The sequence below is a fragment of the Curtobacterium sp. 22159 genome, assembly GCF_052045775.1.
In the GTDB taxonomy this organism is placed as follows: domain Bacteria; phylum Actinomycetota; class Actinomycetes; order Actinomycetales; family Microbacteriaceae; genus Curtobacterium.
Genome location: NZ_JBQEPN010000008.1, coordinates 131,252 through 153,966 on the forward strand (window position 1 = coordinate 131,252; position 22,715 = coordinate 153,966).

Here is a 22,715-nt window from a genome sequence, read left to right on the forward strand (position 1 = left end):
GTGGTGGTCATGGTGTTCACAGGGCGTGCAGCGGCTTGCCTGCGAGGTGCAGGAACGCCTCGCCGAGGGCCTCGTTCTGCGTCGGGTGCGCGTGGATGAGCGGGGCGATGTCCTCGGGGTAGGCCTCCCAGTTCACGGCGAGCTGCGCTTCACCGATGAGCTCGCCCACCCGGGCGCCGATCATGCTGACCCCGACGACGGGGCCGTCGACGACGCGGACGACCTTGATGGAACCGGACGTACCGATGATGTGGCTGCGGCCGTTGCCGGCGAGGTTGTACTCGTACGAGTCGATCTTGTCGGCACCGTACTCGGCCTCGGCCTTGGCCTGCGAGAGACCGACGGACGCGACCTCGGGGTCGGAGTACGTGATCTTCGGGATGTTCTTGTCCTCGATGACCACCGGGTTGAGCCCGGCGATCTCCTCGGCGACGAAGATGCCCTGCTGGAAGCCGCGGTGCGCGAGCTGCAGGCCGGGGACGATGTCGCCGACGGCGTACACGTTCGGGAGGTTCGTGGCGAGGCGCTCGTTCGTCGTGACGAACCCGCGGTCCATCGCGACGCCGACCTCGTCGAAGCCGACGTTCTGCGTGACCGGGCCACGGCCGACCGCGACGAGCAGGATGTCGCCGTCGAAGGTCTTGCCGTCCTCGAGCGTCACGACGACGCCGTTCTCGTGCTGCTCGACGCCCTGGAAGCGGACACCGAGCGAGAACTCGATGCCGCGCTTGCGGAAGGCACGCTCGAGCTGCTTCGACATCGACTCGTCCTCGGCGGGCACGAGGTGGGGGAGCGCCTCGACGATCGTGACCTCTGCGCCGAAGGACTTCCACACGCTGGCGAACTCGACGCCGATGACGCCACCACCGAGGATGACGACCTTGTTCGGCACGTAGTCCATGCGGAGGGCGGTCTCGGAGGTGATCACACGACCACCGATCTCGAGGCCGGGCAGCGACTTCGAGTAGGAGCCGGTCGCGAGGACGATGTTCTTGCCCGTCACGGTCTGGTCGCCGACCTGCACGGTGTTCTGCGAGGTGAGTCGACCCCAGCCCTCGACGACGGTGATGCCGCGGGCCTTGATCAGGCCCTGGAGGCCCTTGTACTTCGAGTTGATGACGCCCTGCTGGTACTCGATGACCTTGGGCACCTCGACACCGGCGAACTCGGCGACGACACCGTACTTCTCGGCGTCACGGGTGCCGTCGGCGATCTCCGCCGCGTGCAGCAGCGCCTTGGTCGGGATGCAGCCGCGGTGCAGACACGTCCCTCCGAGCTTGTCTCCCTCGATGAGCGCGACGCTCATCCCGAGCTCGGCGGCCCGGAGCGCAGCGGCGTAGCCACCACTGCCGCCACCGAGGACCACGACGTCGTAAGTCTGTTCCGTCACCTGGTGCAACTCCCTCGTGCGTGTCGGGGCCGGTCGGACCCCTCTGGACACCGCGGCGGCGGCGTCCGACGGTCGGACCGCATGGTTCCGGCCCCGTCCCGTTGGTTTCCGGCGGGAGCACGACGTGCGCACGCTCCCGCCGGTGTCAAACCTACTACTTGGCCTGGAGCTCTTCTGCGAGCGCGATGAGCGTCCGGACCATGACCCCGGTCGCGCCCTTGCCGAGCCATCCGTAGCCGCCGCCCTTGTTCTCGGACGGGCCCGCGATGTCGAGGTGCGCCCACGGGATGCCCTCGCCGACGAAGCGCTCGAGGAACTTCCCGGCCAGCAGCATGCCGCCCGCCGGGTTGCCGACCGTCGCGTTCACCATGTCGGCGATCTCGGAGGCCAGCCGCGCGTCGAGCTCCTCGGGGAGCGGCATCGGCCAGATCGGCTCCGCGACGGCCTCTGCGACGGCGCGCACCTGGGCGACGAGGTCGTCGCTGCCCATGAGGCCGGTCGTCCGGTCGCCGAGCGCGACGACCTGCGCGCCGGTCAGGGTGGCGACGTCGACGATCGCGTCGGGTTGCTCGAGCGAGGCGGCGGCCATCCCGTCGCCGAGGACGAGGCGGCCCTCGGCGTCGGTGTTCGTCACCTCGACGGTCTTGCCGTTCTTGAGCGTGAGGACGTCGCCGGGGCGCGTGGCGGACCCGGACGGCATGTTCTCGGCGAGGCACAACCAGGCGGTGACCTTCGTGTCGAGCCCCAGGCGTGCGGCGGCGACGGTGGCGGCCAGCACGGTCGCGGCGCCGGTCATGTCCGTCTTCATCCCGAGCATCGCTCCGGCGGGCTTGAGCGAGAGTCCGCCGGAGTCGAACGTGATGCCCTTGCCCACGAGGGCGAGGTGCTTCGCCGCGCCGGCCGGCTCGTAGCGCACCACGACGAGACGCGGCGGACGCTCGGAACCGCGTCCGACGCCGAGGATGCCGCCGAAGCCCTGCTCCTCGAGCGCGGTCTCGTCGAGCACCTCGACGGTGAGGGGGAGGTCCTGGGCGATGGAGGTCGCGACCGCGGCGACGTCGGCCGGGCCGAGGTCGCCGGCCGCGGTGTTCACGAGGTCGCGGACCAGCGTGGCGGCGTCCGCCACGATCGCCGGGCGGACGGTCGCGTCGGCCGCGACGCCCTCGGCGGCGACGACGGTGACCGCCTGGTCGCCGCGGGCCGGTCCGGTGGTGCCGGTGCCCTTGTGCCGGGTGAACGAGTAGGCGCCGAGCGCCGCGCCCTCGAGTGCGGCGTCCACCAGCTCCGCGGAGTCGGTCGGCAGCGCGAGGGCGATCGACGCGGCGGTGGGCAGCTGTCGCACGGCGCTGCCCGCGGCCGATCGGATCGTCGCCGCGTCGGTGCCGCTGCCGAGTCCGATCAGCGCGATGCCGGTCGCTGCGACCCCGGTGCCGGGCAGCCGGACGAGCTGGTCCTTCACACCGGTCGCCCCGATCGAGGCGAGGTCGAGGTCGGCGAGGGCCTCCACGGTCCCCGCCGCGCTGGAGGCGATCGTCGCCGGGCCCCCGTCGCTGCCGGGGCGGACCCCGACGACGAGGACGTCGGCGGTGACGGTGTCGGGGCTGGAAGTGGTGGTGGAGAGCGTCGGTCGGACCATGCGACCACCCTATCCAGCAGGTGTTCGCTGACGGCGTGGGCCGCGCGCGCGGACGGCACGGGCGGCCCGCCTAGCATGGGGACGGTGAACCACCCCGAGGAGCTCTACACCTTCGCCGAGGACGCGCCGACCGTGCCCGCGGGGCTGCACCTGGTCGCCGGCCTCACCGGATTCGCCGACGCCGGATCGGCCGTGGCCCAGGTGACGACCGCGGTCCTGGGCGAGCTCGAGACGGAACTCGTCGCGGAGTTCGACCCCGACGTGCTGCTCGACTGGCGTGCCCGTCGTCCCGTGATCACCTTCGAGCACGACCACATCGCGGCCGTCGAGCCGCCGAGGCTCGCGCTGCACCTCGTGCGTGACGAGATCGGCCAACCGTTCCTGTTCCTCTCCGGGTACGAGCCGGACTTCCAGTGGAACCGGTTCGTCCGGGCGGTCACCGACCTCGCCGCCGACCTCGGCGTCGTCGACACCACGTGGGTGCAGTCGATCCCGATGCCGGTCCCGCACACCCGTCCGATCAGCCTCACGGTCTCCGGGACGCGCGCGGACCTCGTCGAGCAGATGAGCGTCTGGAAGCCCGAGACGCAGGCGCCGGCGAACGTGCTGCACCTCGTGGAGCACCGTCTGACCCAGCTCGGTCAGCAGGTCACGGGGCTCGTGCTGCTCGTCCCGCACTACCTCTCCGACACGGAGTTCCCGGACGCGGCCGTCGCCGCCCTGTCCGGCATCTCGGCCGCCACCGGGCTGATCTTCCCGACGGACGAGCTCCGCGAGGAGGGACGCGAGTTCCGGACGCGTGTCGACGAGCAGGTCGCCGGCAACCAGGAACTGCAGCGGCTCGTCGCCGTGCTGGAGGAACGGCACGACACCTACATGGAGGGGAACCCCATCGCCTCTCCGCTCACCGGCGTGGACGGGCAGGTGCCCACCGCCGATGCGATCGCAGCCGAGCTCGAGCGCTTCCTGGCGGATCGTCGGACGGACGGCGACGCGGGCGGCGACTGAGCCGCACCGACGTCGTGGGGTCGAGCCGCGCCTCCCGACCCGTGGTCCGGACTGGAGGCGCGACCCGACATCCGGGGCCCGTCACGTTCTCCACAGGCGGTCCTGGCGGCGGGGCCGCCCCCGCTAGCCTGGTCGCGTGAACTCCCGCCGCGCCTTCCTCGTGTGGGGCGTCGCGGTGCTCGCGTACGTCCTCGCGGTCGTGCAGCGGTCGTCCCTCGGGGTCGCCGGGGTCGACGCGCAGGACCGGTTCGCGGTGTCCGCAGCCGTGCTCTCGACGCTCGCCGTGGTCCAGATCGCCGTCTACGCGGGGTTGCAGATCCCGGTCGGCATCGCCCTCGACCGCGTCGGACCCCGTCGACTCGTCCTCCTCGGCGCCGCGCTGCTCGTCGTCGGGCAGGCCGTCGTGGCGGTCTCGCCGACGATCGGGCCGGCGATCGCGGGTCGGGTGCTCGTCGGCGCCGGTGACGCGATGACCTTCATCTCGGTGATCCGCCTGGTGCCGATGTGGTTCAGCGGACGGATCCTGCCGCAGATCTCGCAGTGGACGGGCAACCTCGGGCAGATCGGGCAGATCCTGTCGGCGTTCCCGTTCGCCGTCCTGCTGCACACCGCGGGCTGGTCGCCGGCGTTCGGCGTCGCCGCGGCAGCCAGTGCGGTGGGTTTCGTGCTCGCGGTCGTCTTCGTGCGGAACGGTCCGGTGCCCGTGCGGACCGACACCATCCCGCTCCCGCTGCCGCACAGCTGGCGCGGAGCGTTCCACACCTTCGGGCACGCGCTGCGCCGACCGGGCACGCAGCTGGGCTTCTGGTCGCACTACGTGACGCAGTCCTCCGGCACGGTGTTCTCGCTGCTCTGGGGTGTCCCGATGCTGCGCGGGCTCGGGTACTCGCCGTCCGAGGCCGCGGGTTTCCTCACCGTCATCGTCGTCACGGGCTTCGTGGTCGGGCCGGTGCTCGGTGTGCTCTGCGCCCGGTTCCCGCTGCGCCGGTCGAACCTCGTGCTCGGCATCGTGTTCGCCCTCGCCGTGGTGTGGACCGCGGTGCTGCTCTGGCCGGGGCACCCGCCGACCTGGCTGCTCGTCCTGCTCGTGGTCGTGATGGGGATCGGCGGCCCGGGGTCCCTCATCGGGTTCGACTTCGCGCGGTCGTTCAACCCCGTGGGGTCCCTCGGTTCGGCGAACGGCGTGGTGAACGTCGGCGGCTTCCTGGCGGCGTTCGTGATGATGTTCCTCATCGGAACCGTGCTGGACGCTGCGTCGCGGGCGACCGGCCAGACCGTCTTCGCATGGGCGAACTTCCGGCTGGCCCTCACCGTGCAGTACGTCGTGGTCGGCATCGGCGTCGTGATGCTGCTGCACGCCCGCCGTCGGACGCGCCGAGTGCTCCACGCGCAGGACGGAATACGGGTGGGCCCCCTCTGGGTTGCACTCGTTGCACGACTGCGGAAGCGGAGCGTGCAATAATGAGGTCGGACCCGTTCGGGCCTCCTGTGTCTCGGAGCACTCCAGTGCGCCGCAGAACCCGGGGGACTTGACATGGGTCCTAGTGCTGCCCGGAACGGTAGGACCTGATGACGCGCACGGACGCGGCACGGGCCCTGGGCGGCGAGGGAGGCCACGACCCCACGAACGTGGCACGACGAGAGAGGTGATCGCATGGCTGCCCGGAGCACGACGATCGATCCCACGAAAGACACCGAGCCCGAGGGCACCGCGGTGGACGCCGCCGCGGAGACCGAGGGGACGGCAGCGCCGAAGAAGCGCGCCACCAAGACCACCGCCAAGAAGGCGGCTCCGAAGAAGGCCGCCTCGAAGGCGAAGAAGCAGGCCGACGACGACGACGACGAGGAGCTCGACGAGGAGACCCCGGTCGCCGAGGCCGACGTCGACTCGGCCAGCGACGCCGACGACGACGCCGAGGGCGAGGCGGACGAGAAGGACGCCAAGCCGGACGCAGCGGCCGCCGTCGCCGCGGGTGCGCTGGTCATCTCGCAGTCGGACGACGACGAGGCCCCGGTCTACTCGACCACCATCACGGGCGCCACGGCCGACCCCGTGAAGGACTACCTCAAGCAGATCGGCAAGGTCGCGCTCCTCAACGCCGAGCAGGAGGTCGAGCTCGCGATGCGCATCGAGGCCGGCCTGTTCGCCGAGGACAAGCTGCAGCACTCGACCGGTCTGTCGAAGCCGGAGGAGCGCGAGCTCCGCTGGGTCGCTCGTGACGGGCAGCGTGCGAAGTCGCACCTGCTCGGTGCGAACCTCCGTCTGGTCGTCTCGCTCGCGAAGCGCTACACGGGCCGCGGCATGCAGTTCCTGGACCTCATCCAGGAAGGCAACCTCGGTCTCATCCGCGCGGTCGAGAAGTTCGACTACACCAAGGGCTTCAAGTTCTCGACCTACGCCACGTGGTGGATCCGTCAGGCCATCACCCGTGCCATGGCCGACCAGGCGCGGACCATCCGCATCCCGGTCCACATGGTCGAGGTCATCAACAAGCTCGCCCGTGTGCAGCGGCAGATGCTGCAGGACCTCGGGCGCGAACCCACTCCGGAAGAGCTCGCCCGCGAGCTCGACATGACGCCGGAGAAGGTCGTCGAGGTGCAGAAGTACGGCCGCGAGCCGATCTCCCTCCACACCCCGCTCGGTGAGGACGGCGACTCGGAGTTCGGCGACCTCATCGAGGACACCGAAGCCGTCGTGCCGGCCGACGCGGTCGGGTTCACGATGCTGCAGAAGCAGCTCGAGAGCCTGCTCGACTCGCTGTCCGAGCGCGAGGCGGGCGTGATCCGCATGCGGTTCGGTCTCGGTGACGGTCAGCCGAAGACCCTCGACCAGATCGGTGACACGTTCGGCGTGACGCGTGAGCGCATCCGTCAGATCGAGTCGAAGACGATGGCGAAGCTCCGCCACCCGTCGCGGTCGCAGTCGCTGCGCGACTACCTCGAGTAGGCCGATGCGGTTCTTCATCCCGATCCTCATCGGGCGGATCCTCCGCGCCCTCGCACGTGCGCGGGGCGGGGGGTCCGCCTACCCCGGGTACATCGTCCTCAAGCTGGTGCCGGACTTCCTCCAGCACGTGACGAAGCAGTTCCCGAACGGCGTCGTGTTCGTGCTCGGCTCGAACGGCAAGTCGACGACGACGCACATGATCTCGGACATCGTCCGGGCGCACGGGCTCCGCGTGTTCACGAACCCCTCGGGCGCGAACCTGCCGCAGGGCATCGCGTCGGCGCTCCTGTCCGAGGTGTCGTTGACGGGGCGGCTCAAGGCGGACATCGGCATCCTCGAGGTGGACGAGGCCTTCGCGGTCGAGCTCGCCGGGATCCTGTCGCCGTCGACGGTGACGATGCTCAACGTGCAGGTCGACCAGCTCTACCGGTTCTTCGAGACCGAGCGCGTCGCCACGATGATGCTCGACACGGCGGCGCTCTCCAGCGCGAACGTCATCACGAACCACGACGACCAGTTCCTCGACGCCTACACGGCCGTCGACGGGCAGCGCGTGCTCCGTTTCGGTGCGAGCGACGAGGTCATCGCCGCGGCGCCGAACGGCCTGCAGAACGCCGACGACTTCACCCGTGCCGAGCGCGAGCGGACCACGGCGGACGCCGAGGTCATCGCGCACACGGGCGACGGAGCGACGATCCGCTTCGACGGTGCCGAGATCCCCGTGCGGCTGCCGGCCCGCGGGCTCCACTACGCGGTCGACGCCGCCGCAGCCACCGCAACCGCCAGCGCGGCGCTCGGACCGCAGTTCCGCGCGGACGCCGTGACGAAGGCGTTCGGCACGATGAAGCCGGCGTACGGGCGCGGTGAGCGACTGCCGATCGCCGGCGAGTCCGCCGAGTTCACGATGTTCAAGAACGCCGCGAGCCTCCAGCTCAACCTCGACGCCCTGCCGGACCACCCCGAACAGGTCCTCATGGCGATCGACGAGGGCACGCCGGACATCTCCTGGATCTACGACATCGACTTCTCGAAGCTCGACCACGTGGACGTCGTCTCGGGTGACAAGGCGTGGCAGATCGCGATCGCCCTGGAGCACGCCGGTGTCCGCATCGGCCGCGTCGAGCCCGACGTCGAGGCCGCGATCAAGCACATGGAGCAGCTCGGCAGCACGAGCAGCGGGACGAAGAACTTCATCGTCAACTACGAGATCATGATGATCGCCCGCAAGGCACTCGGCCACCCCGACATGGAGAAGACCGCATGACGGCCGACCGGCTGACCATCCTGCACGTCTACCCCCGGCAGATGGGTGTCTCGGGAGACCGTGGCAACGTCGCGGCGCTCGTCCGCCGTGCTGCTGCGGCGGACATCGAGACCGAGGTGCTCGAGTACGCGCCCGGCGACGCGCTCCCGACCGCCGCGGACGTCGTGGTCGTGGGGAACGGGCCGCTCAGCGCGATGCGCTCGCTGGGTGACGACGTCGCCCGGATCGGTGCGCCGCTCCGCGAGTTCGCCGCCGCCGGGGTGCCGGTCGTTGCCGTCGGCGGCGGGTTCGACCTCGCCACGAACGAGGTCGTCCCCACGGACGGTCCGGCCGTCGCTGGCTTCGGGGTGTTCGACGCACGTGCCGTCCGCGGTGCCGAGCGCCGGGTGAACTACTTCGTGCTCGACACCCGGTACCCGCTGCTCCCGGGAGCGCGGACGCGCCTCGGGGGCTTCGAGGACCACGCCACCCGGATCGAACTCGGCGCCGGCGTCGAGCCGTTCGCCGACGTGGTCTCCGGCGGCGGCAACCAGGCCGGCGCTCCCGTCGAGGGCGCGATCGTCGGCAACTCGTTCGGCACCCACACCCAGGGGCCGATCCTGCCGCTCAACCCCCAGCTCACCGACGGTGTGCTCGCCGCTGCCACCGCACGGCTCGGGCGCGCGTACGCGCCGGATCCGCAGCGGACCGCGACGATCGACCAGTACGCGCGGGAAGCGCGCGCGACGGTGGACCGCTACGTCGACAAGGCGTTCAAGCGGATCGCTTGAAGCGGCCACACGAACGACGGGAGGCGCGGTGCCANACCGCGCCTCCCGTCTGCTGTCGGTCGCGACTACTTCGACTCGTAGAGTCGGCTGCTCTCGTCGTGCCACTCGATGGCGGTCGCCGCGAGCTTGTCCTTGAACTCTGCGCCGTGGTGGGCGCAGAAGAGGAGCTCGCCGCTGGCCATGGTGGCCCGGATGTACGCCTGCGCGCCGCAGCTGTCACAGCGGTCAGCAGCAGTGAGCTGGTTGCTGCCGAGTTCGTCGATGGAGAGGTCCTGCACGGTCTGGGTCATTGCTGTGCTCCTCACGGATCGCAGGTGGTGCGGGTTGGTCCACCTATTTCAACACGTGCTGCCTGTGAAGCGTGCATTGCAGGGGGGCCATTTCGCTCAGCGCGGATCGGTCGTCCCCAGTCCGAGTGTCCGCGCGGGTGGTGTCGGTGGGCGTCGCTAGCATCGGACGGTGAGCTCCGACTACTCTGCACGCCATCTCTCCGTCCTCGAAGGGCTCGAGGCGGTCCGCAAGCGTCCGGGCATGTACATCGGTTCGACCGATTCCCGCGGCCTCATGCACTGCCTGTGGGAGATCATCGACAACGCGGTCGACGAAGCCCTGGCGGGCTACGGCGACGAGATCGGTGTCGTGCTGCACGAGGACGGCTCGGTCGAGGTCCGCGACTCCGCGCGCGGTATCCCGGTGGACGTCGAACCGAAGACGGGTCTGACCGGGGTCGAGGTCGTGTTCACGAAGCTGCACGCGGGTGGCAAGTTCGGCTCCGGGTCGTACGCGGCATCCGGTGGGCTGCACGGCGTCGGTGCGTCGGTCGTGAACGCGCTGTCGGAGCGCCTCGACGTCGAGGTCGACCGTGGCGGCAAGACCTACGCCATGTCGTTCCGCCGCGGCGAGCCCGGCACGTTCTCCGGCGACGGTCCCGATGCCCCGTTCTCGCCGTTCACCTCCGGCAGCGAGCTCCGCGTCGTCGGCAAGGTGAAGAAGGGCGTGACGGGCTCGCGCATCCGGTACTGGGCGGACCGGCAGATCTTCACCGCCGACGCGAAGTTCAGCACGACCGACCTCATCAGCCGTGCACGCCAGACCGCCTTCCTGGTTCCGGGGCTCGGCATCACCATCACGGACGAACGCCCGGCGTCGATCGAGGCCGTCGCCGCCCGCGCCGAGGCGACCGGCACCACCGTCGAAGCCGGTCCCGTCGTCGAGCGCTTCCGGTACGAGGGCGGCATCGCCGAGTTCGTCGAGCACCTCGCCGTCGACTCCGCCGTCACCGACGTCTGGCGCATCCAGGGCACCGGCACGTTCACCGAGACCGTCCCGATGCTCGACGACAAGGGGCACATGGTGTCCACGTCGGTCGAGCGCTCGTGCGAGGTGGACCTCGCGCTCCGCTGGGGCAGCGGCTACGAGACCGTGTTCCGCAGCTTCGTCAACATCATCGCGACGCCGAAGGGCGGCACGCACCAGGCGGGGTTCGAGTCCGGCGTGGTCAAGGCGGTCCGCGCGCAGGTCGAGGCGAACGCCCGCAAGCTCAAGGTCGGGCAGGACAAGCTCGAGAAGGACGACGTGCTCGCCGGGCTCACCGCGGTGCTGACCGTCCGCCTGCCCGAGCCGCAGTTCGAAGGGCAGACGAAGGAGGTCCTCGGCACCCCGGCGGTCCGCAAGATCGTCGACCAGGTGGTGTCGAAGCGGCTCACCGAGATCCTCACCTCGACGCAGCGCACCGAGAAGGCCCAGGCAGCGACCCTGCTCGAGAAGGTCGTCGCCGAGATGAAGACCCGCATCTCCGCCCGGGCGCACAAGGAGACCCAGCGCCGGAAGAACGCGCTCGAGAACTCCTCGCTGCCGACGAAGCTCGCCGACTGCCGGTCGCAGGACACCGAGGGGACCGAGCTGTTCATCGTCGAGGGCGACTCCGCGCTCGGCACCGCCAAGCTCGCGCGCAACAGCGAGTACCAGGCGCTCCTGCCGATCCGGGGCAAGATCCTCAACGTGCAGAAGGCGTCCGTGTCCGACATGCTCTCGAACGCCGAGTGCGCGTCGATCATCCAGGTCATCGGCGCCGGATCGGGCCGCACGTTCGAGATCGACCAGGCCCGCTACGGCAAGGTCATCATCATGTCCGACGCCGACGTCGACGGCGCCCACATCCGGACCCTCCTGCTGACCCTGTTCTTCCGGTACATGCGGCCCATGATCGAACAGGGTCGGGTGTTCGCCGCGGTGCCGCCGCTGCACCGGGTCGTCGTGGTGAACCGCGGCAAGGCGAACGACACGCTCTACACCTACTCGGAGCAGGAACTGCAGGCGGTCCTGAAGAAGCTCGAGAAGCAGGGCAAGAAGTACCAGGAGCCGATCCAGCGGTACAAGGGGCTCGGCGAGATGGACGCGGACCAGCTGGCAGAGACCACGATGGACCGCACGCACCGCACGCTGCGGCGGGTGAACATCACCGATGCCGAGAGCGCTGCGAAGGTGTTCGAGCTGCTCATGGGCAACGACGTCGCGCCGCGCAAGGAGTTCATCCTCGCCGGCGAGGGGCTCGACCGCGACCGCATCGACGCGTAGGCGCTGCCGGCGCTCGCGCTGTCGCCGCGAGTCTCGCGCGGGCGGCCCCGAGTCTCGCGGCGGCCGCGGCGAGTCTCGCGCGGGCGGCCCCGAGTCTCGCGCGGGGCGCGGCGAGTCTCGGGGCGGGCGCGGCGAGTCTCGGGCTGGCCGCACCGAGTTTCGCGCTGAGCGGCAGTTCACGGGCTGCGGAGCCCGCGAACTGTCGCTCAGCGCGAAATCTGCACCGCAGCCGCGCCGCCGGCGCGCCGCAGCCGCCGCGCGCCCTACGCGTCGCCGGCGGTGCCGTCGAGCGCCGCGGCGCTCCCGCCGATCGAGCCGATGACCGCCTCGAGCGGCGCCCCCGACCCATCGCGCTTCGACAGCCAGTCCGGCAGGGTCCGAGCAGCGCCGTCCGTCCCGACGGCATGCGGAGGAGCGATGCCCGCCCACGCCACGGTGAGCCCGTCCTCACCCTTGAGGAACGCGTGCGCCCGGACGCCCTGCGTCGCACGACCCTTCGCCGGGAACTCCGACAGCGCCGACACCTTGGCCCGCCCGGTGTCGGTGCCCGGCAGCGCCGAGGACGACGTCGAGACGGTGGCGACCACGGCGTCGTCCGAACGGGCGACGGACCCGAACCAGATCACCGAGGCCCCCGCGGCGAGGGCGACCCCGGCGACACCACCGGCGGGGAGTCCCTGCGGCCGCACGCCGGACGCGGGGAACCGCAGTAGCTGCGCGTTCGAGGTGATGAACACGAGGTCGTCCGTCTCCGGCGCCTGTGCGGCACCGACGACGGTGTCGCCGGGCTTCAGGCCGATCGCGACGAACTCGGGCTTGTCCGGCCAGGTTCCGGGGACCACTCGCTTGACGACACCCTGCGCGGTGCCGATGGCGAGGGAGTCGGACGACGCGCCGGAGAGGTCGACGAGTGCCACCACCGATTCACCGCGGGCGATGCCGAGGAAGTCGGTGACGCGGACGCCGGCGTCGAGCCGGACAGCTGCCGGCGGCACGGCGGGCACGTCGACGGGGGAGAGGCGGAGAACGCGCCCGGTCGAGGTCAGCGCGCCGACCTGGCCACGGACGGAGCTGACGACCTCGGAGCGGACGGCGTCGTGCTTGGACCGCTTCGGGACCCGCACGATGCCGAGTTCCGAGGTCGGGATGTCGACGCGGACGAGTCGGCCGGTGGTGGAGAGCAGCACGCGGCACGGCGCGTCGGCGATCTGGAGCGACTCCGGGTCGACCGCGGCCTTCCGACCACCGCGCACGGGGGCGTCCGCCTCGGTCAGGAGCGTGCGTCGCGGCGTCGCGAACTTGTCGGACACCTCGGTGAGCTCCAGCGCGACCTGCGCACGGAGCCGCTCGTCGGACGCCAGCAGCTCTTCGAGCGCGGCGATGTCGGCGAGGAGCTGGTCCCGCTCGCCCTCGAGTTCGAGGCGCGAGAACTTCGTGAGCCGTCGGAGGCGCAGTTCGAGGATGTACTCGGCCTGCACCTCGGAGAGGTCGAAGACGTCCCGCAGTCGGGTCCGGGCCGCCTCGGAGTCGTCCGAGGAGCGGATGACCTCGATGACCTCGTCGATGTCGAGGATCGCGATGAGGAGACCCTCGACCAGGTGGAGGCGTTCCTTCCGGCGGGCCAACCGGTACGAGGACCGCCGGGTGACCACGTCGAGCCGGTGCTGCACGTACACGTCGAGCAGCTCGCGCAAGCCGAGGGTGCGCGGTGACCCGCCGACGAGGGCGACGTTGTTGATGCCGAAGCCGTCCTCGAGCGGCGTGTGCTTGTAGAGCTGCTCGAGCACGGCCGTGGGGTTGAAGCCGCTCTTGATCTCGATCACGAGCCGGAGCCCGTGGTTGCGGTCGGTGAGGTCCTTCACGTCGGAGATGCCCGCGAGCTTCTTCGACTGGACGCCGTCCTTGATCTTCTCGATCACGCGTTCCGGGCCGACCAGGTAGGGCAGCTCGGTGACGACGAGGCCGACCTTGCGCGGGGTGAGGTTCTCGACGGAGACCTTCGCGCGGGTCCGGAACGAGCCCCGCCCGCTGGCGTAGGCGTCACGCACGCCGGAGAGCCCGACGATCGTGCCACCGCCGGGGAGGTCCGGCCCGGGCACGAACTCCATGAGCTCGTCGAGCGTGGCGTCGGGGTGGAGCAGCAGGTGCTTCGCCGCCTCGACCACCTCGCCGAGGTTGTGCGGCGCCATGTTCGTCGCCATGCCGACGGCGATGCCCGACGCGCCGTTGACCAGCAGGTTCGGGAACGCCGCAGGCAGCACGCCCGGCTGCATGATCTGGTTGTCGTAGTTCGGGACGAAGTCGACGACGTCTTCGCCGAGGCCCTCGGTCATCGCCATCGAGGGCTCGGCCAGGCGCGCCTCGGTGTACCGGGCCGCCGCGGGACCGTCGTCGAGGGACCCGAAGTTGCCGTGCCCGTCGATGAGCGGCACCCGCATGGTGAACGGCTGCGCCATGCGCACGAGGGCGTCGTAGATCGCGCCGTCGCCGTGCGGGTGCAGCTTGCCCATCACCTCGCCGGTGACGCGGGCGCTCTTCACGTGGCCGCGGTCGGGCCGCAGGCCCATCTCGGACATCTGGTAGAGGATGCGTCGCTGCACGGGCTTGAGGCCGTCGCGTGCGTCGGGGAGCGCCCGGGAGTAGATGACGGAGTACGCGTACTCGAGGAAGGAGCCCTGCATCTCCTCGGAGACGTCGACGTCCTCGATGCGTTCACCGTCGGGCAGGCCGACTGCTTCCGTGCGTGCCATGGCACCCTTCTGCGAGACTGGGGGAGATGGGAACAAGCGTACCGACGGCCCCCGACGCCACCGCGAACCTCGCCGACGTCTTCCCGAGTTGCCTCGTCGCGCTCGGCGCCGCGGACGACGCGTGGTTGCGCAGTTCCGGACTGGAGGCGCGGATCGCCCTCCGCCCCGCCCGTTCCGCGGTCGTGGTGCTGGTCGACGGCCTCGGTGCGACCGCGCTGTCGGCACGTGCCGGGCACGCCCGGTGGCTCGCGTCCGGCAAGCGCCGGCTCCGCAGCGGCTTCCCGACGACGACCGCCGCGGCCCTCAGCACGCTGACCACGGGTCGGTCGCCCGGCACGCACGGCGTGGTCGGGTACAGCGGCTGGAACCCGGACACCGGCACGGTGATGAACCTGCTGAGCGGCTGGGACACCGAGGTGCCCGACGACTGGTTCCTCGCGACGACGCTCTTCACCGCGGCCGCGGCGCTCGGCGTCGACCCCGTCGTGGTCGGTCCCGCGCGGTACCGCTCGTCGGGGATGACGGCGAACGTGCTCGGGGGAGCGCGGTACGTGTCCGCGGACTCGATCGCGCAGCGCGTGGACGCAGCCCTGGCCGAGACCGCCACGGGACGCTCGCTCGTCTACCTCTACGTCCCCGAGCTCGACTCCATCGGGCACAAGCAGGGCTGGCAGTCCGACCGCTGGACGGGAGCGCTCGAGCTCCTGGACGGCGAGCTCGCCCGGCTGGAGTCCCGCGCACCCGCCGACGTCGGGATCGTGGTGACCGCCGACCACGGCGTGCTCGACGTCCCCGACCACGCGAACATCGCGATGGACCCGCAGCTGCTGACCGACGTGATCGGCATCGCCGGGGACCCGCGCTGCCGTCAGCTCACGGTCGCCCCCGGGACGGACGTGCGTTCACTCGTGGGCGCGTGGCGTGCCCGCTACGGCAAGAAGGCGTACGTCGCCAGCCGCGACGAGGCGATCGCAGCCGGGTGGTTCGGCGCGGTCGCACCCGAGGTCGTCGACCGCATCGGCGACGTCGTCGTCGTGGCCCGTGGCTCGTGGGCGTTCAACGACGACCGCGCGCTCCGCGACGGCGAGGTGCCCAAACGGATGATCGGCCAGCACGGCGCCATGACCGACGAGGAGGTCCAGGTTCCGCTGCGCCTCGCCGGAGCGTTCGCGCAGTAGCGGCAGGAGCGCAGGTGGCCGGGCTCAGGCGGGGTCGTCGTCCGGGCGCGTGCCGAAGACGATCTCGTCCCAGCTCGGCATCGACCGCCGGTTCCGCTTCTTGCGCTCCTGTCGGCCGCCCTCAGCCTCGGGTGCGGAGGCCGGACGGGCGTCAGGCTGCGGCGCGGTGTCCGACGAGTCGTCGAACCCCTGCAGGGGGATGTCGACCACGCTGATCGAGGTGCCGCGCGGCTCCTCCTGCTGGTCGCTGAACGCCGCCGCCTCCCGCTCGCCGCGGCGGCGCCGGAGTGCCTCGAGGAGGTCGGCGGTCTCGTTGCCGGGTGCGCGCTCCTCGACGGCGACGCCGATGCGGGGGAGCGGCGCACGGAGCGGGCGCTCCTGCACCTCGGGGTTCGTGATCGACTCGTCCGGCTCGTCGACCCGGAACGCCCCGGAGTCGAACCGGGTGCCGTCGGTGTCCTGCTGCTCGAACTCGACCGCACGCAGGCGGGGCGCGATGCCCTCGTCCTCGGTGTGCGACAGACGGTGGGCATCGCCGTTGTCCGGCGTGAGCGTCGAGGTCTTCGGGTCGAACCGCCACTGGGCGTCGTGCTCGACCTCGCCGGCGGTGTAGCGGACGCGCACCTGCCAGCCGCTCTCGACGTGCTTCCACGAACCCCACGCGATCCCGGTGGCCTCGCCGGCCTCGAGCTTCGCGGTGATCGCCTCACCGAACGTGTCGGGCGACTCGTCGTCGACCGGGGTCACCGGCACGCGGTGCGCGGCGTCGAGGATGAAGGCGCGCTCGGCGAGGACGGGGCCCTCGAAGCGTCGGACGTACTCGACGTCGACGTCGAGCGCAGCAGCGACCTCTGCGGCGTCGGCGCCCCCGCGGATGCGTGCCTGCACGTCCTTCGGCGAGACGCGCTTGTGCGGGCCGGACTCGGGGTTCGCCTGCCGGACCTGACCGGGCAGCGACGAGGTCACGGGCAGGCGGAACTCGGTCCCGCCGTCGGTCGCGAGGAGGAGCGCCCCGGACTCCACCCCGATGACTCTCACGTCTTGCATGGTTCCGCCTTCCGAGCGTCGCGTACGGTCGTGCGTCGTACCCCGTGAGTATGCAGCCGTGCGGACGTGATCCGGCGGAGGCGCACGGGCGTGCCGCGGACTGCCGCGGCGACGATCGCCGACGCCGGGAATGCGCGGAGGCGACGACGGGTTGCAGGGCCGTGACGGCTCGCGGGAGACCTCGGTTTGCGCTCTGGCGGGACGTGGTGCAAACTGTCGCCGCCGATCACCGGCGACGACCTCTCGATACGAGAAATGGATGGGCATGGCCACCGATTACGACGCCCCCCGGAAGACCGACGACAACTCCGATTCGGAGTCGATCGAGGCCCTCAAGGAGCGCGTTCCCGACAAGATGTCGGGGGTCGTCGACGATGATTCCGACAACCCCGGCAGCTTCGAGCTCGCCGGACAGGACCTCAGCGACGTCGACCTCGACGTCGTCGTGCTCCCGCCCCAGGTCGACGAGTTCACCTGTGTCGAGTGCTTCCTCGTGAAGCACCGCTCGCAGCTCGACCACGAGTCGAAGCTCGGCCCGGTCTGCATGGAGTGCGCAGCGCTCTAGGGAACGCCCAGGACACGAACGGCCCGCCACCTGCAGAGGTGGCGGGCCGTTCCGCGTGCTGCGCCGTCGGGTCCGGGAGGCGCGGTGCGGGCCCGCGCCGTCCCTCCCGTCCCCGACGTGTCTCAGGACCGCAGGGCCGCGACGACCGCCGACGGGTTGCGGACGCTGACCAGCCAGTACGGCGTCGGGTCGGCGGGGTCCTGCACCTCGACCTTGACGACCCCACGCACGTAGCCGCGGAAGAGCGTCCACGCACGCGCGTCGAGCTTCGGCCCGCGCTGCGTCGTCGCCTCGGCGCCCTCGTACCCGGAGACCTCGCCCACGAGCGTGCGGGGCAGGTGCGCGCGTCCGGCGCGGAACTCGGTGTCCGTGACCTCGATCGTCGGGGCGAGCACCCAGAGGAGCACGAGGACGCCGAGCTCCATGCCGATCGCGACGAGCACGCCAGCGAGCACGCTGATCGGCAGGAACACGAGGAGGCTGGCGGGGATGACGAGCGCGGTCGCCAGGTAGAGGGCGGGCGGAGCCCAGAGTCGTTCGCGGTACAGGGTCACGACACCATTCGACCACGACTCGGACCAGGTCACGGAACGGTCACGGTCTGCACTACCCTCGACACGTGACCGAACCAGTCGACGTGCTCTGGACCGGGGAGAACGCTCCCGGCTACGCCCACCCCGGTGACGCCGGTGCCGACCTCGTCTCCACGGAGGCGTTCGTCCTGCAGCCCGGCGAACGGCGACTCGTCGGCACGGGCCTCCGGATCGCGCTGCCCGACGGGTACGCCGCGTTCGTCGTCCCGCGCAGCGGGCTGGCCGCGAAGCACGGCATCACGATCGTCAACGCTCCGGGCACGGTCGACGCCGGGTACCGGGGTGAGATCAAGGTCGCGCTGCTCAACACCGACCAGTCGGAACCGCACGAGGTGCACGTCGGCGACCGCATCGCGCAGATGATCGTGATGCCGGTCCCGCGCGTGACGTTCAGCCGCGTCGACGAGCTGCCCGACAGTGTCCGCGGCCAGGGCGGTTTCGGTTCGTCGGGCTACGGTGACCGCAGCGGTGTCGTCAGCGGCGCCGCGGACAACGCTCAGGAAGGAACGCGCGCATGAAGTTCGGCCGACGCAAGCGTGACGAGGTCGAGGTGGCGGACGCCGTCGCCGACGACGCGGACGTGGTCGCGACGACGCCGGAGGTCGACATCGCGACCGACGCCGACGCCGACCTGGACGAGGTCGACGCCGTCGCCCCGACCGACAAGTCCGCACCCGCGGACCGTGCCGAGAGCGGCCCGCACGACGAGACCGAGGCGAACCTGGTGCGTCCGTACGTGGACCTCGGCGGTGTGAAGGTGCTCCCGCGCGAGGGCCTGCACCTCCGGCTCGAGGTCGAGGAGGGCTCGCAGCGCGTCGTCGCGGTCGGGCTCGACTACGACGAGTCGACGCTCCAGGTCCAGCCGTTCGCGGCTCCTCGCTCCACCGGCCTCTGGCACGAGATCCGCGCCCAGATCGCCGAGCAGATCGAGCGGCAGGGCGGCGTCGTGAACGAGGTCGACGGGCCGTTCGGCCCCGAGCTGCGCGCCCAGGTGCCGGTCGTCACCGACGGCTCCGGCGTGACGGACGGCGCCCGGCCCGCACGCTTCATCGGCGTCGACGGTCCGCGCTGGTTCCTGCGCGGCGTCATCGCCGGCAAGGCGGCCGAGCAGCCTGACGACGCCGCCGAGATCGAGGACCTCTTCCGCAGCGTCGTCGTGGTCCGTGGGACCACCCCGATGCCGCCGCGCGACCTCATCCCGCTGCACATGCCGAAGTCGACCCAGTCGGCGATCTGATCCGCTCTCCCGACCAGCCTGGAGGCACGGTGCCGGACCACGACGACACCTCCCGTCCCGACGCGGTCGCGCCCGACGACGCGACGCCGTCGTTCAACGAGCAGTTCCGCGCGGCGGTCGCGAACACCGGGCTCGGCAAGGTCGCGCCGGGCGAGGCACCCTCCGGGCACGCGCTCGTCGCCGCGATCGGCGGGGTCCGCGGGCTCGCCGAGTCGGTGCTCCCGGGCCTCGCGTTCCTCGTCGTCTACGCGATCACGAAGGAGCTCGTCCCGAGTGTCCTCATCCCGGTGGCCATCGGCGTCGTCTTCGTGGTGCTCCGGCTGTTCCAGCGGCAGTCGCTCGTGATGTCGCTCGCCGGCATCCTCGGCGTCGCGATCTCGGCCGGACTGGCGCTCATCACCGGTCGTGCGGAGAGCAACTTCATCCCGGGCATCGTCATCAACGCCGTCTGGCTCGTCGGACTGCTCGTGACGCTCGCCGTCCGGCAGCCGCTCATCGGGCTCGTCGTCGGCTTCCTGCTCCCGCCGAACGAGGACGGCAGTCACCAGGACTGGCGCGCGGACCCGGCGAAGCGGCGTGTGCTCACGGTGGCGACGTGGCTGTGGGTCGGGCTCTTCGCGATCCGGCTCGTGATCGAGGTGCCGCTGTACCTGACGGCGCAGGTCGAGCTGCTCGCTGGCATCAAGCTGATCACCGGCGTCCCCCTGTACGCCGCCCTGCTCTGGGTGACCTGGCTGCTCGTCCGCACGGTGTTCAAGCGCGAGGGTGACGCCGCCGCGGTGTAGAGTTGTCTCGACATCGAGATAGTTCCCTCGGCCCTTCCCGGGTCGACGGGTTTAGGTTTGCCTTGCTGGTGGGTCGTGCTGCGGCCCGCTTGGATGGGGGCACACCGATCAACCAGGGAGGCGGCACAGTGGCTGCAGTCAACAGCTTCGGCTCGAAGGACACGCTGTCGGTTGGGGGTGTCGACTACGCGATCCACCGGATCGACACGGTGCCCGGGCACGAGAAGCTCCCGTACAGCCTGAAGGTGCTGCTCGAGAACCTCCTCCGCACCGAGGACGGCAAGAACGTCACCGAGGAACAGATCCGTGCCCTCGGCTCCTGGCAGCCCACCGCCGACCCGGACACCGAGATCCAGTTCTCGCCGGCGCGCGTCGTGATGCAGGACTTCACCGGTGTCCCGTGCATCGTCGACCTCGCCACCATGCGCGAGGCGATGGCCGAGATCGGCGGCGACCCGAACAAGATCAACCCGCTCTCGCCGGCCGAGATGGTCATCGACCACTCCGTCATCGCCGACCTGTTCGGGCGTGAGGACGCGCTCCAGCGCAACACCGACCTCGAGTACGAGCGCAACGGGGAGCGCTACCAGTTCCTGCGCTGGGGTCAGACCGCGTTCGAGGACTTCAAGGTCGTCCCGCCGGGCACAGGCATCGTGCACCAGGTCAACATCGAGTACCTGGCGAAGGTCACCTACACGCGCGAGTTCGACGGCGAGCTGTACGCGTACCCGGACACCCTCGTCGGCACCGACTCGCACACCACCATGGTCAACGGCCTCGGCGTGCTCGGCTGGGGCGTCGGCGGCATCGAGGCCGAGGCCGCCATGCTCGGCCAGCCGGTGTCGATGCTCATCCCCAAGGTCGTCGGCTTCAAGCTGTCCGGGTCGATCCCGGCCGGCGTCACCGCGACCGACGTGGTGCTCACGATCACCCAGGAGCTCCGCAAGCACGGCGTCGTCGGCAAGTTCGTCGAGTTCTACGGCGAGGGCGTCGGCGAGGTCCCGCTCGCGAACCGCGCCACCATCGGCAACATGTCGCCGGAGTTCGGTTCCACCGCCGCGATGTTCCCGGTCGACGACGTGACGCTCGACTACCTCCGCCTCACCGGCCGCTCCGAGGAGCAGATCGCCCTCGTCGAGGCGTACTCGAAGGCACAGGGCCTCTGGCACGACCCGTCGGTCGAGCCGAACTACTCCGAGTACATGGAGCTCGACCTCTCGACGGTCGTCCCGTCCATCTCCGGCCCGAAGCGCCCCCAGGACCGCATCGAGCTGTCGAAGGCGAAGGACCAGTTCGAGGTCGACCTCGCCAACTACACCGAGCCGGCCGGCCAGACCGACCTCGACGACGCGGTGGAGGAGACCTTCCCGGCCTCCGACCCGATCGCCGCGGGCTCGACCACCGGTGACCTGACCACGCACCACCACGACTTCGTGTCGAGCGCTCCGTCGACGGCGTCCGCGCCGACGAAGGTCGCGATGGACGGTGCCGACCCGTTCACGATCGACCACGGCGCCGTCGCGATCGCCGCGATCACCTCGTGCACGAACACGTCGAACCCCTCGGTCATGATGGCCGCCGGCATCCTCGCGCGGAACGCCGCGAAGAAGGGCCTCAAGGCGAAGCCGTGGGTCAAGACGACGCTCGCCCCGGGCTCGAAGGTCGTCACCGACTACTACGAGAAGGCCGGTCTCACCAGCTACCTGGAGGACCTCGGCTTCTACACCGTCGGCTACGGCTGCACCACGTGCATCGGCAACTCCGGCCCGCTGCCGGAGGAGATCTCGCAGGCCGTGCAGGACAACGACCTCGCCGTCACCGCGGTGCTCTCGGGCAACCGCAACTTCGAGGGCCGCATCAACCCCGACGTGAAGATGAACTACCTGGCCTCGCCGCCGCTGGTCATCGCGTACGCCCTCGCCGGGTCGATGCACTTCGACTTCGACAAGGACGCCCTCGGCAAGGACCAGGACGGCAACGACGTCTTCCTGCAGGACATCTGGCCCGACGCGGCCGAGGTGCAGCAGGTCATCGACGAGTCGATCGACACCGCGATGTTCACCCACGAGTACGGCTCGGTGTTCGAGGGCGACGACCGCTGGAAGAACCTGCCGACCCCGACGGGCGACACCTTCGAGTGGGACCAGGAGTCGACCTACGTCCGGAAGCCCCCGTACTTCGAGGGCATGACCATGCAGCCCGACGCCGTCTCGGACATCTCCGGCGCCCGCGTGCTCGCGAAGCTCGGCGACTCGGTCACCACCGACCACATCTCCCCGGCCGGTTCGATCAAGGCGGACAGCCCCGCGGGGAAGTACCTCGCCGAGCACGGCGTCGACCGCAAGGACTTCAACTCCTACGGCTCGCGCCGCGGCAACCACGAGGTCATGATCCGCGGCACCTTCGCGAACATCCGCCTCCGCAACCAGCTCCTCGACGGCGTGGAGGGCGGCTACACCCGCGACTTCACGACGCCGGACGGTGCGCAGTCGTTCATCTACGACGCCTCGCAGCACTACCAGGAGCAGGGCATCCCGCTCGTCATCTTCGGTGGCAAGGAGTACGGCTCGGGCTCGTCGCGCGACTGGGCGGCGAAGGGCACGAACCTCCTCGGCGTCAAGGCGGTCATCACCGAGAGCTTCGAGCGCATCCACCGCTCGAACCTCATCGGCATGGGCGTCGTCCCGCTGCAGTTCCCCGCGGGCGAGACGGTCGAGTCGCTCGGCCTCGACGGCACCGAGGTCGTCTCGATCTCCGGTCTGACCGAACTCAACGAGGGCCGCACCCCGAAGACCGTGCACGTCACGGCGGAGCCGAGCGAGCACTCGCCGGCGGGCAAGCAGACCGTCGAGTTCGACGCGGTGGTCCGCATCGACACCCCCGGTGAGGCCGACTACTACCGCAACGGCGGCATCCTGCAGTACGTGCTGCGGTCGCTCGTCTGACGCGACCACCTGACGGACTGGAG

Annotated in this window: 18 protein-coding genes; 12 read left to right on the forward strand and 6 right to left on the reverse strand. The window is 70.6% G+C overall.

The genetic code is table 11. The features are described from left to right. Positions 1 to 16: 16 nt before the first annotated feature. Both lpdA and ACTJKO_RS11215 read right to left on the reverse strand, forming a co-directional pair. Positions 17 to 1,390 carry a dihydrolipoyl dehydrogenase gene (gene lpdA, locus ACTJKO_RS11210; protein ID WP_440688655.1) on the reverse strand — a complete coding sequence of 458 codons (1,374 nt, stop codon included), beginning with the start codon at positions 1,388 to 1,390 and terminating at the stop codon, positions 17 to 19. A gap of 154 nt (positions 1,391 to 1,544) precedes the next feature. Continuing rightward, the gene (locus ACTJKO_RS11215) at positions 1,545 to 3,026 is read right to left on the reverse strand and encodes a leucyl aminopeptidase (RefSeq protein WP_440688657.1); all 1,482 of its coding nucleotides are present in this window, start codon (positions 3,024 to 3,026) and stop codon (positions 1,545 to 1,547) included. A 75-nt stretch (positions 3,027 to 3,101) separates the two neighbouring features. On the opposite strand from ACTJKO_RS11215, the gene ACTJKO_RS11220 reads away from it, so the two are divergent. The 5 genes from ACTJKO_RS11220 (at position 3,102) to ACTJKO_RS11240 (ending at position 9,015) form a co-directional block, all read left to right on the forward strand. After that, on the forward strand, positions 3,102 to 4,034 hold the full coding sequence (locus ACTJKO_RS11220) for a proteasome assembly chaperone family protein (protein ID WP_440688659.1): 933 nt from the start codon (positions 3,102 to 3,104) through the stop codon (positions 4,032 to 4,034). 136 nt (positions 4,035 to 4,170) lie between these two features. Then, positions 4,171 to 5,496: an MFS transporter gene (locus ACTJKO_RS11225; protein WP_440688661.1), complete on the forward strand. Its 1,326-nt coding sequence runs from the start codon at positions 4,171 to 4,173 to the stop codon at positions 5,494 to 5,496. Between the two features lie 192 nt (positions 5,497 to 5,688). Continuing rightward, entirely contained in the window at positions 5,689 to 6,981 is a 1,293-nt protein-coding gene (locus ACTJKO_RS11230; RefSeq protein ID WP_440688663.1) for an RNA polymerase sigma factor, read from the forward strand. Positions 6,982 to 6,985: 4 nt separating this feature from the next. Next, positions 6,986 to 8,245 carry a MurT ligase domain-containing protein gene (locus ACTJKO_RS11235; protein ID WP_440688665.1) on the forward strand — a complete coding sequence of 420 codons (1,260 nt, stop codon included), beginning with the start codon at positions 6,986 to 6,988 and terminating at the stop codon, positions 8,243 to 8,245. Next, a complete protein-coding gene (locus ACTJKO_RS11240; protein ID WP_440688667.1) occupies positions 8,242 to 9,015 on the forward strand; it encodes a type 1 glutamine amidotransferase in 774 nt (257 codons plus the stop codon). Before ACTJKO_RS11235 ends, ACTJKO_RS11240 begins: the two co-directional genes overlap by 4 nt. 65 nt (positions 9,016 to 9,080) lie before the next feature. On the opposite strand, the gene ACTJKO_RS11245 is transcribed toward ACTJKO_RS11240, so the two are convergent. Beyond that, positions 9,081 to 9,305: a DUF7455 domain-containing protein gene (locus ACTJKO_RS11245; RefSeq protein ID WP_440688669.1), complete on the reverse strand. Its 225-nt coding sequence runs from the start codon at positions 9,303 to 9,305 to the stop codon at positions 9,081 to 9,083. Between the two features lie 169 nt (positions 9,306 to 9,474). Here ACTJKO_RS11245 and ACTJKO_RS11250 point away from each other — a divergent pair, with 169 nt between their 5' ends. Further along, on the forward strand, positions 9,475 to 11,592 hold the full coding sequence (locus ACTJKO_RS11250) for a DNA gyrase/topoisomerase IV subunit B (protein ID WP_440688671.1): 2,118 nt from the start codon (positions 9,475 to 9,477) through the stop codon (positions 11,590 to 11,592). 263 nt (positions 11,593 to 11,855) lie between these two features. On the opposite strand, the gene ACTJKO_RS11255 is transcribed toward ACTJKO_RS11250, so the two are convergent. Then, positions 11,856 to 14,342: a DNA gyrase/topoisomerase IV subunit A gene (locus tag ACTJKO_RS11255; protein ID WP_440688673.1), complete on the reverse strand. Its 2,487-nt coding sequence runs from the start codon at positions 14,340 to 14,342 to the stop codon at positions 11,856 to 11,858. Between the two features lie 26 nt (positions 14,343 to 14,368). Here ACTJKO_RS11255 and ACTJKO_RS11260 point away from each other — a divergent pair, with 26 nt between their 5' ends. Next, positions 14,369 to 15,520 (forward strand): alkaline phosphatase family protein, encoded by a 1,152-nt coding sequence (locus ACTJKO_RS11260; protein ID WP_440688675.1) that lies wholly within the window; start codon positions 14,369 to 14,371, stop codon positions 15,518 to 15,520. A 24-nt stretch (positions 15,521 to 15,544) separates the two neighbouring features. On the opposite strand, the gene sepH is transcribed toward ACTJKO_RS11260, so the two are convergent. Next, on the reverse strand, positions 15,545 to 16,567 hold the full coding sequence (gene sepH, locus ACTJKO_RS11265) for a septation protein SepH (RefSeq protein ID WP_440688677.1): 1,023 nt from the start codon (positions 16,565 to 16,567) through the stop codon (positions 15,545 to 15,547). Positions 16,568 to 16,832: 265 nt separating this feature from the next. On the opposite strand from sepH, the gene ACTJKO_RS11270 reads away from it, so the two are divergent. Further along, positions 16,833 to 17,132 carry a DUF4193 domain-containing protein gene (locus tag ACTJKO_RS11270; RefSeq protein WP_198658452.1) on the forward strand — a complete coding sequence of 100 codons (300 nt, stop codon included), beginning with the start codon at positions 16,833 to 16,835 and terminating at the stop codon, positions 17,130 to 17,132. 122 nt (positions 17,133 to 17,254) lie between these two features. Here ACTJKO_RS11270 and ACTJKO_RS11275 read toward each other — a convergent pair whose 3' ends face one another. Further along, entirely contained in the window at positions 17,255 to 17,686 is a 432-nt protein-coding gene (locus ACTJKO_RS11275; protein WP_440688679.1) for a DUF3093 domain-containing protein, read from the reverse strand. A gap of 65 nt (positions 17,687 to 17,751) precedes the next feature. Between ACTJKO_RS11275 and dut the strand changes: the two genes are divergently transcribed. From dut to ACTJKO_RS11295, 4 genes are all read left to right on the forward strand, one after another. Next, on the forward strand, positions 17,752 to 18,243 hold the full coding sequence (gene dut, locus ACTJKO_RS11280) for a dUTP diphosphatase (protein WP_440688681.1): 492 nt from the start codon (positions 17,752 to 17,754) through the stop codon (positions 18,241 to 18,243). Continuing rightward, positions 18,240 to 18,962 carry a DUF3710 domain-containing protein gene (locus tag ACTJKO_RS11285; RefSeq protein WP_440688683.1) on the forward strand — a complete coding sequence of 241 codons (723 nt, stop codon included), beginning with the start codon at positions 18,240 to 18,242 and terminating at the stop codon, positions 18,960 to 18,962. Before dut ends, ACTJKO_RS11285 begins: the two co-directional genes overlap by 4 nt. Positions 18,963 to 18,991: 29 nt before the next feature. Next, positions 18,992 to 19,747, forward strand: a complete 756-nt coding sequence (locus ACTJKO_RS11290) for a DUF3159 domain-containing protein (RefSeq protein WP_440688685.1) — start codon at positions 18,992 to 18,994, stop codon at positions 19,745 to 19,747. A gap of 128 nt (positions 19,748 to 19,875) precedes the next feature. Then, positions 19,876 to 22,692, forward strand: coding sequence for an aconitate hydratase (locus ACTJKO_RS11295; protein WP_440688687.1), 2,817 nt, complete (start codon positions 19,876 to 19,878; stop codon positions 22,690 to 22,692). The last annotated feature ends 23 nt before the right edge of the window (positions 22,693 to 22,715 follow it).

Coding starts and splice junctions, on each gene's coding strand:
- ACTJKO_RS11230 (WP_440688663.1), top strand. CDS start 5,689: ATGGCTGCCCGGAGCACGACGATCGATCCCACGAAAGACACCGAGCCC.
- ACTJKO_RS11220 (WP_440688659.1), top strand. CDS start 3,102: ATGGGGACGGTGAACCACCCCGAGGAGCTCTACACCTTCGCCGAGGAC.
- ACTJKO_RS11260 (WP_440688675.1), top strand. CDS start 14,369: ATGGGAACAAGCGTACCGACGGCCCCCGACGCCACCGCGAACCTCGCC.
- ACTJKO_RS11285 (WP_440688683.1), top strand. CDS start 18,240: ATGAAGTTCGGCCGACGCAAGCGTGACGAGGTCGAGGTGGCGGACGCC.
- ACTJKO_RS11245 (WP_440688669.1), bottom strand. CDS start 9,305: ATGACCCAGACCGTGCAGGACCTCTCCATCGACGAACTCGGCAGCAAC.
- sepH (WP_440688677.1), bottom strand. CDS start 16,567: ATGCAAGACGTGAGAGTCATCGGGGTGGAGTCCGGGGCGCTCCTCCTC.
- ACTJKO_RS11235 (WP_440688665.1), top strand. CDS start 6,986: ATGCGGTTCTTCATCCCGATCCTCATCGGGCGGATCCTCCGCGCCCTC.
- ACTJKO_RS11270 (WP_198658452.1), top strand. CDS start 16,833: ATGGCCACCGATTACGACGCCCCCCGGAAGACCGACGACAACTCCGAT.
- ACTJKO_RS11255 (WP_440688673.1), bottom strand. CDS start 14,342: ATGGCACGCACGGAAGCAGTCGGCCTGCCCGACGGTGAACGCATCGAG.
- ACTJKO_RS11240 (WP_440688667.1), top strand. CDS start 8,242: ATGACGGCCGACCGGCTGACCATCCTGCACGTCTACCCCCGGCAGATG.
- ACTJKO_RS11215 (WP_440688657.1), bottom strand. CDS start 3,026: ATGGTCCGACCGACGCTCTCCACCACCACTTCCAGCCCCGACACCGTC.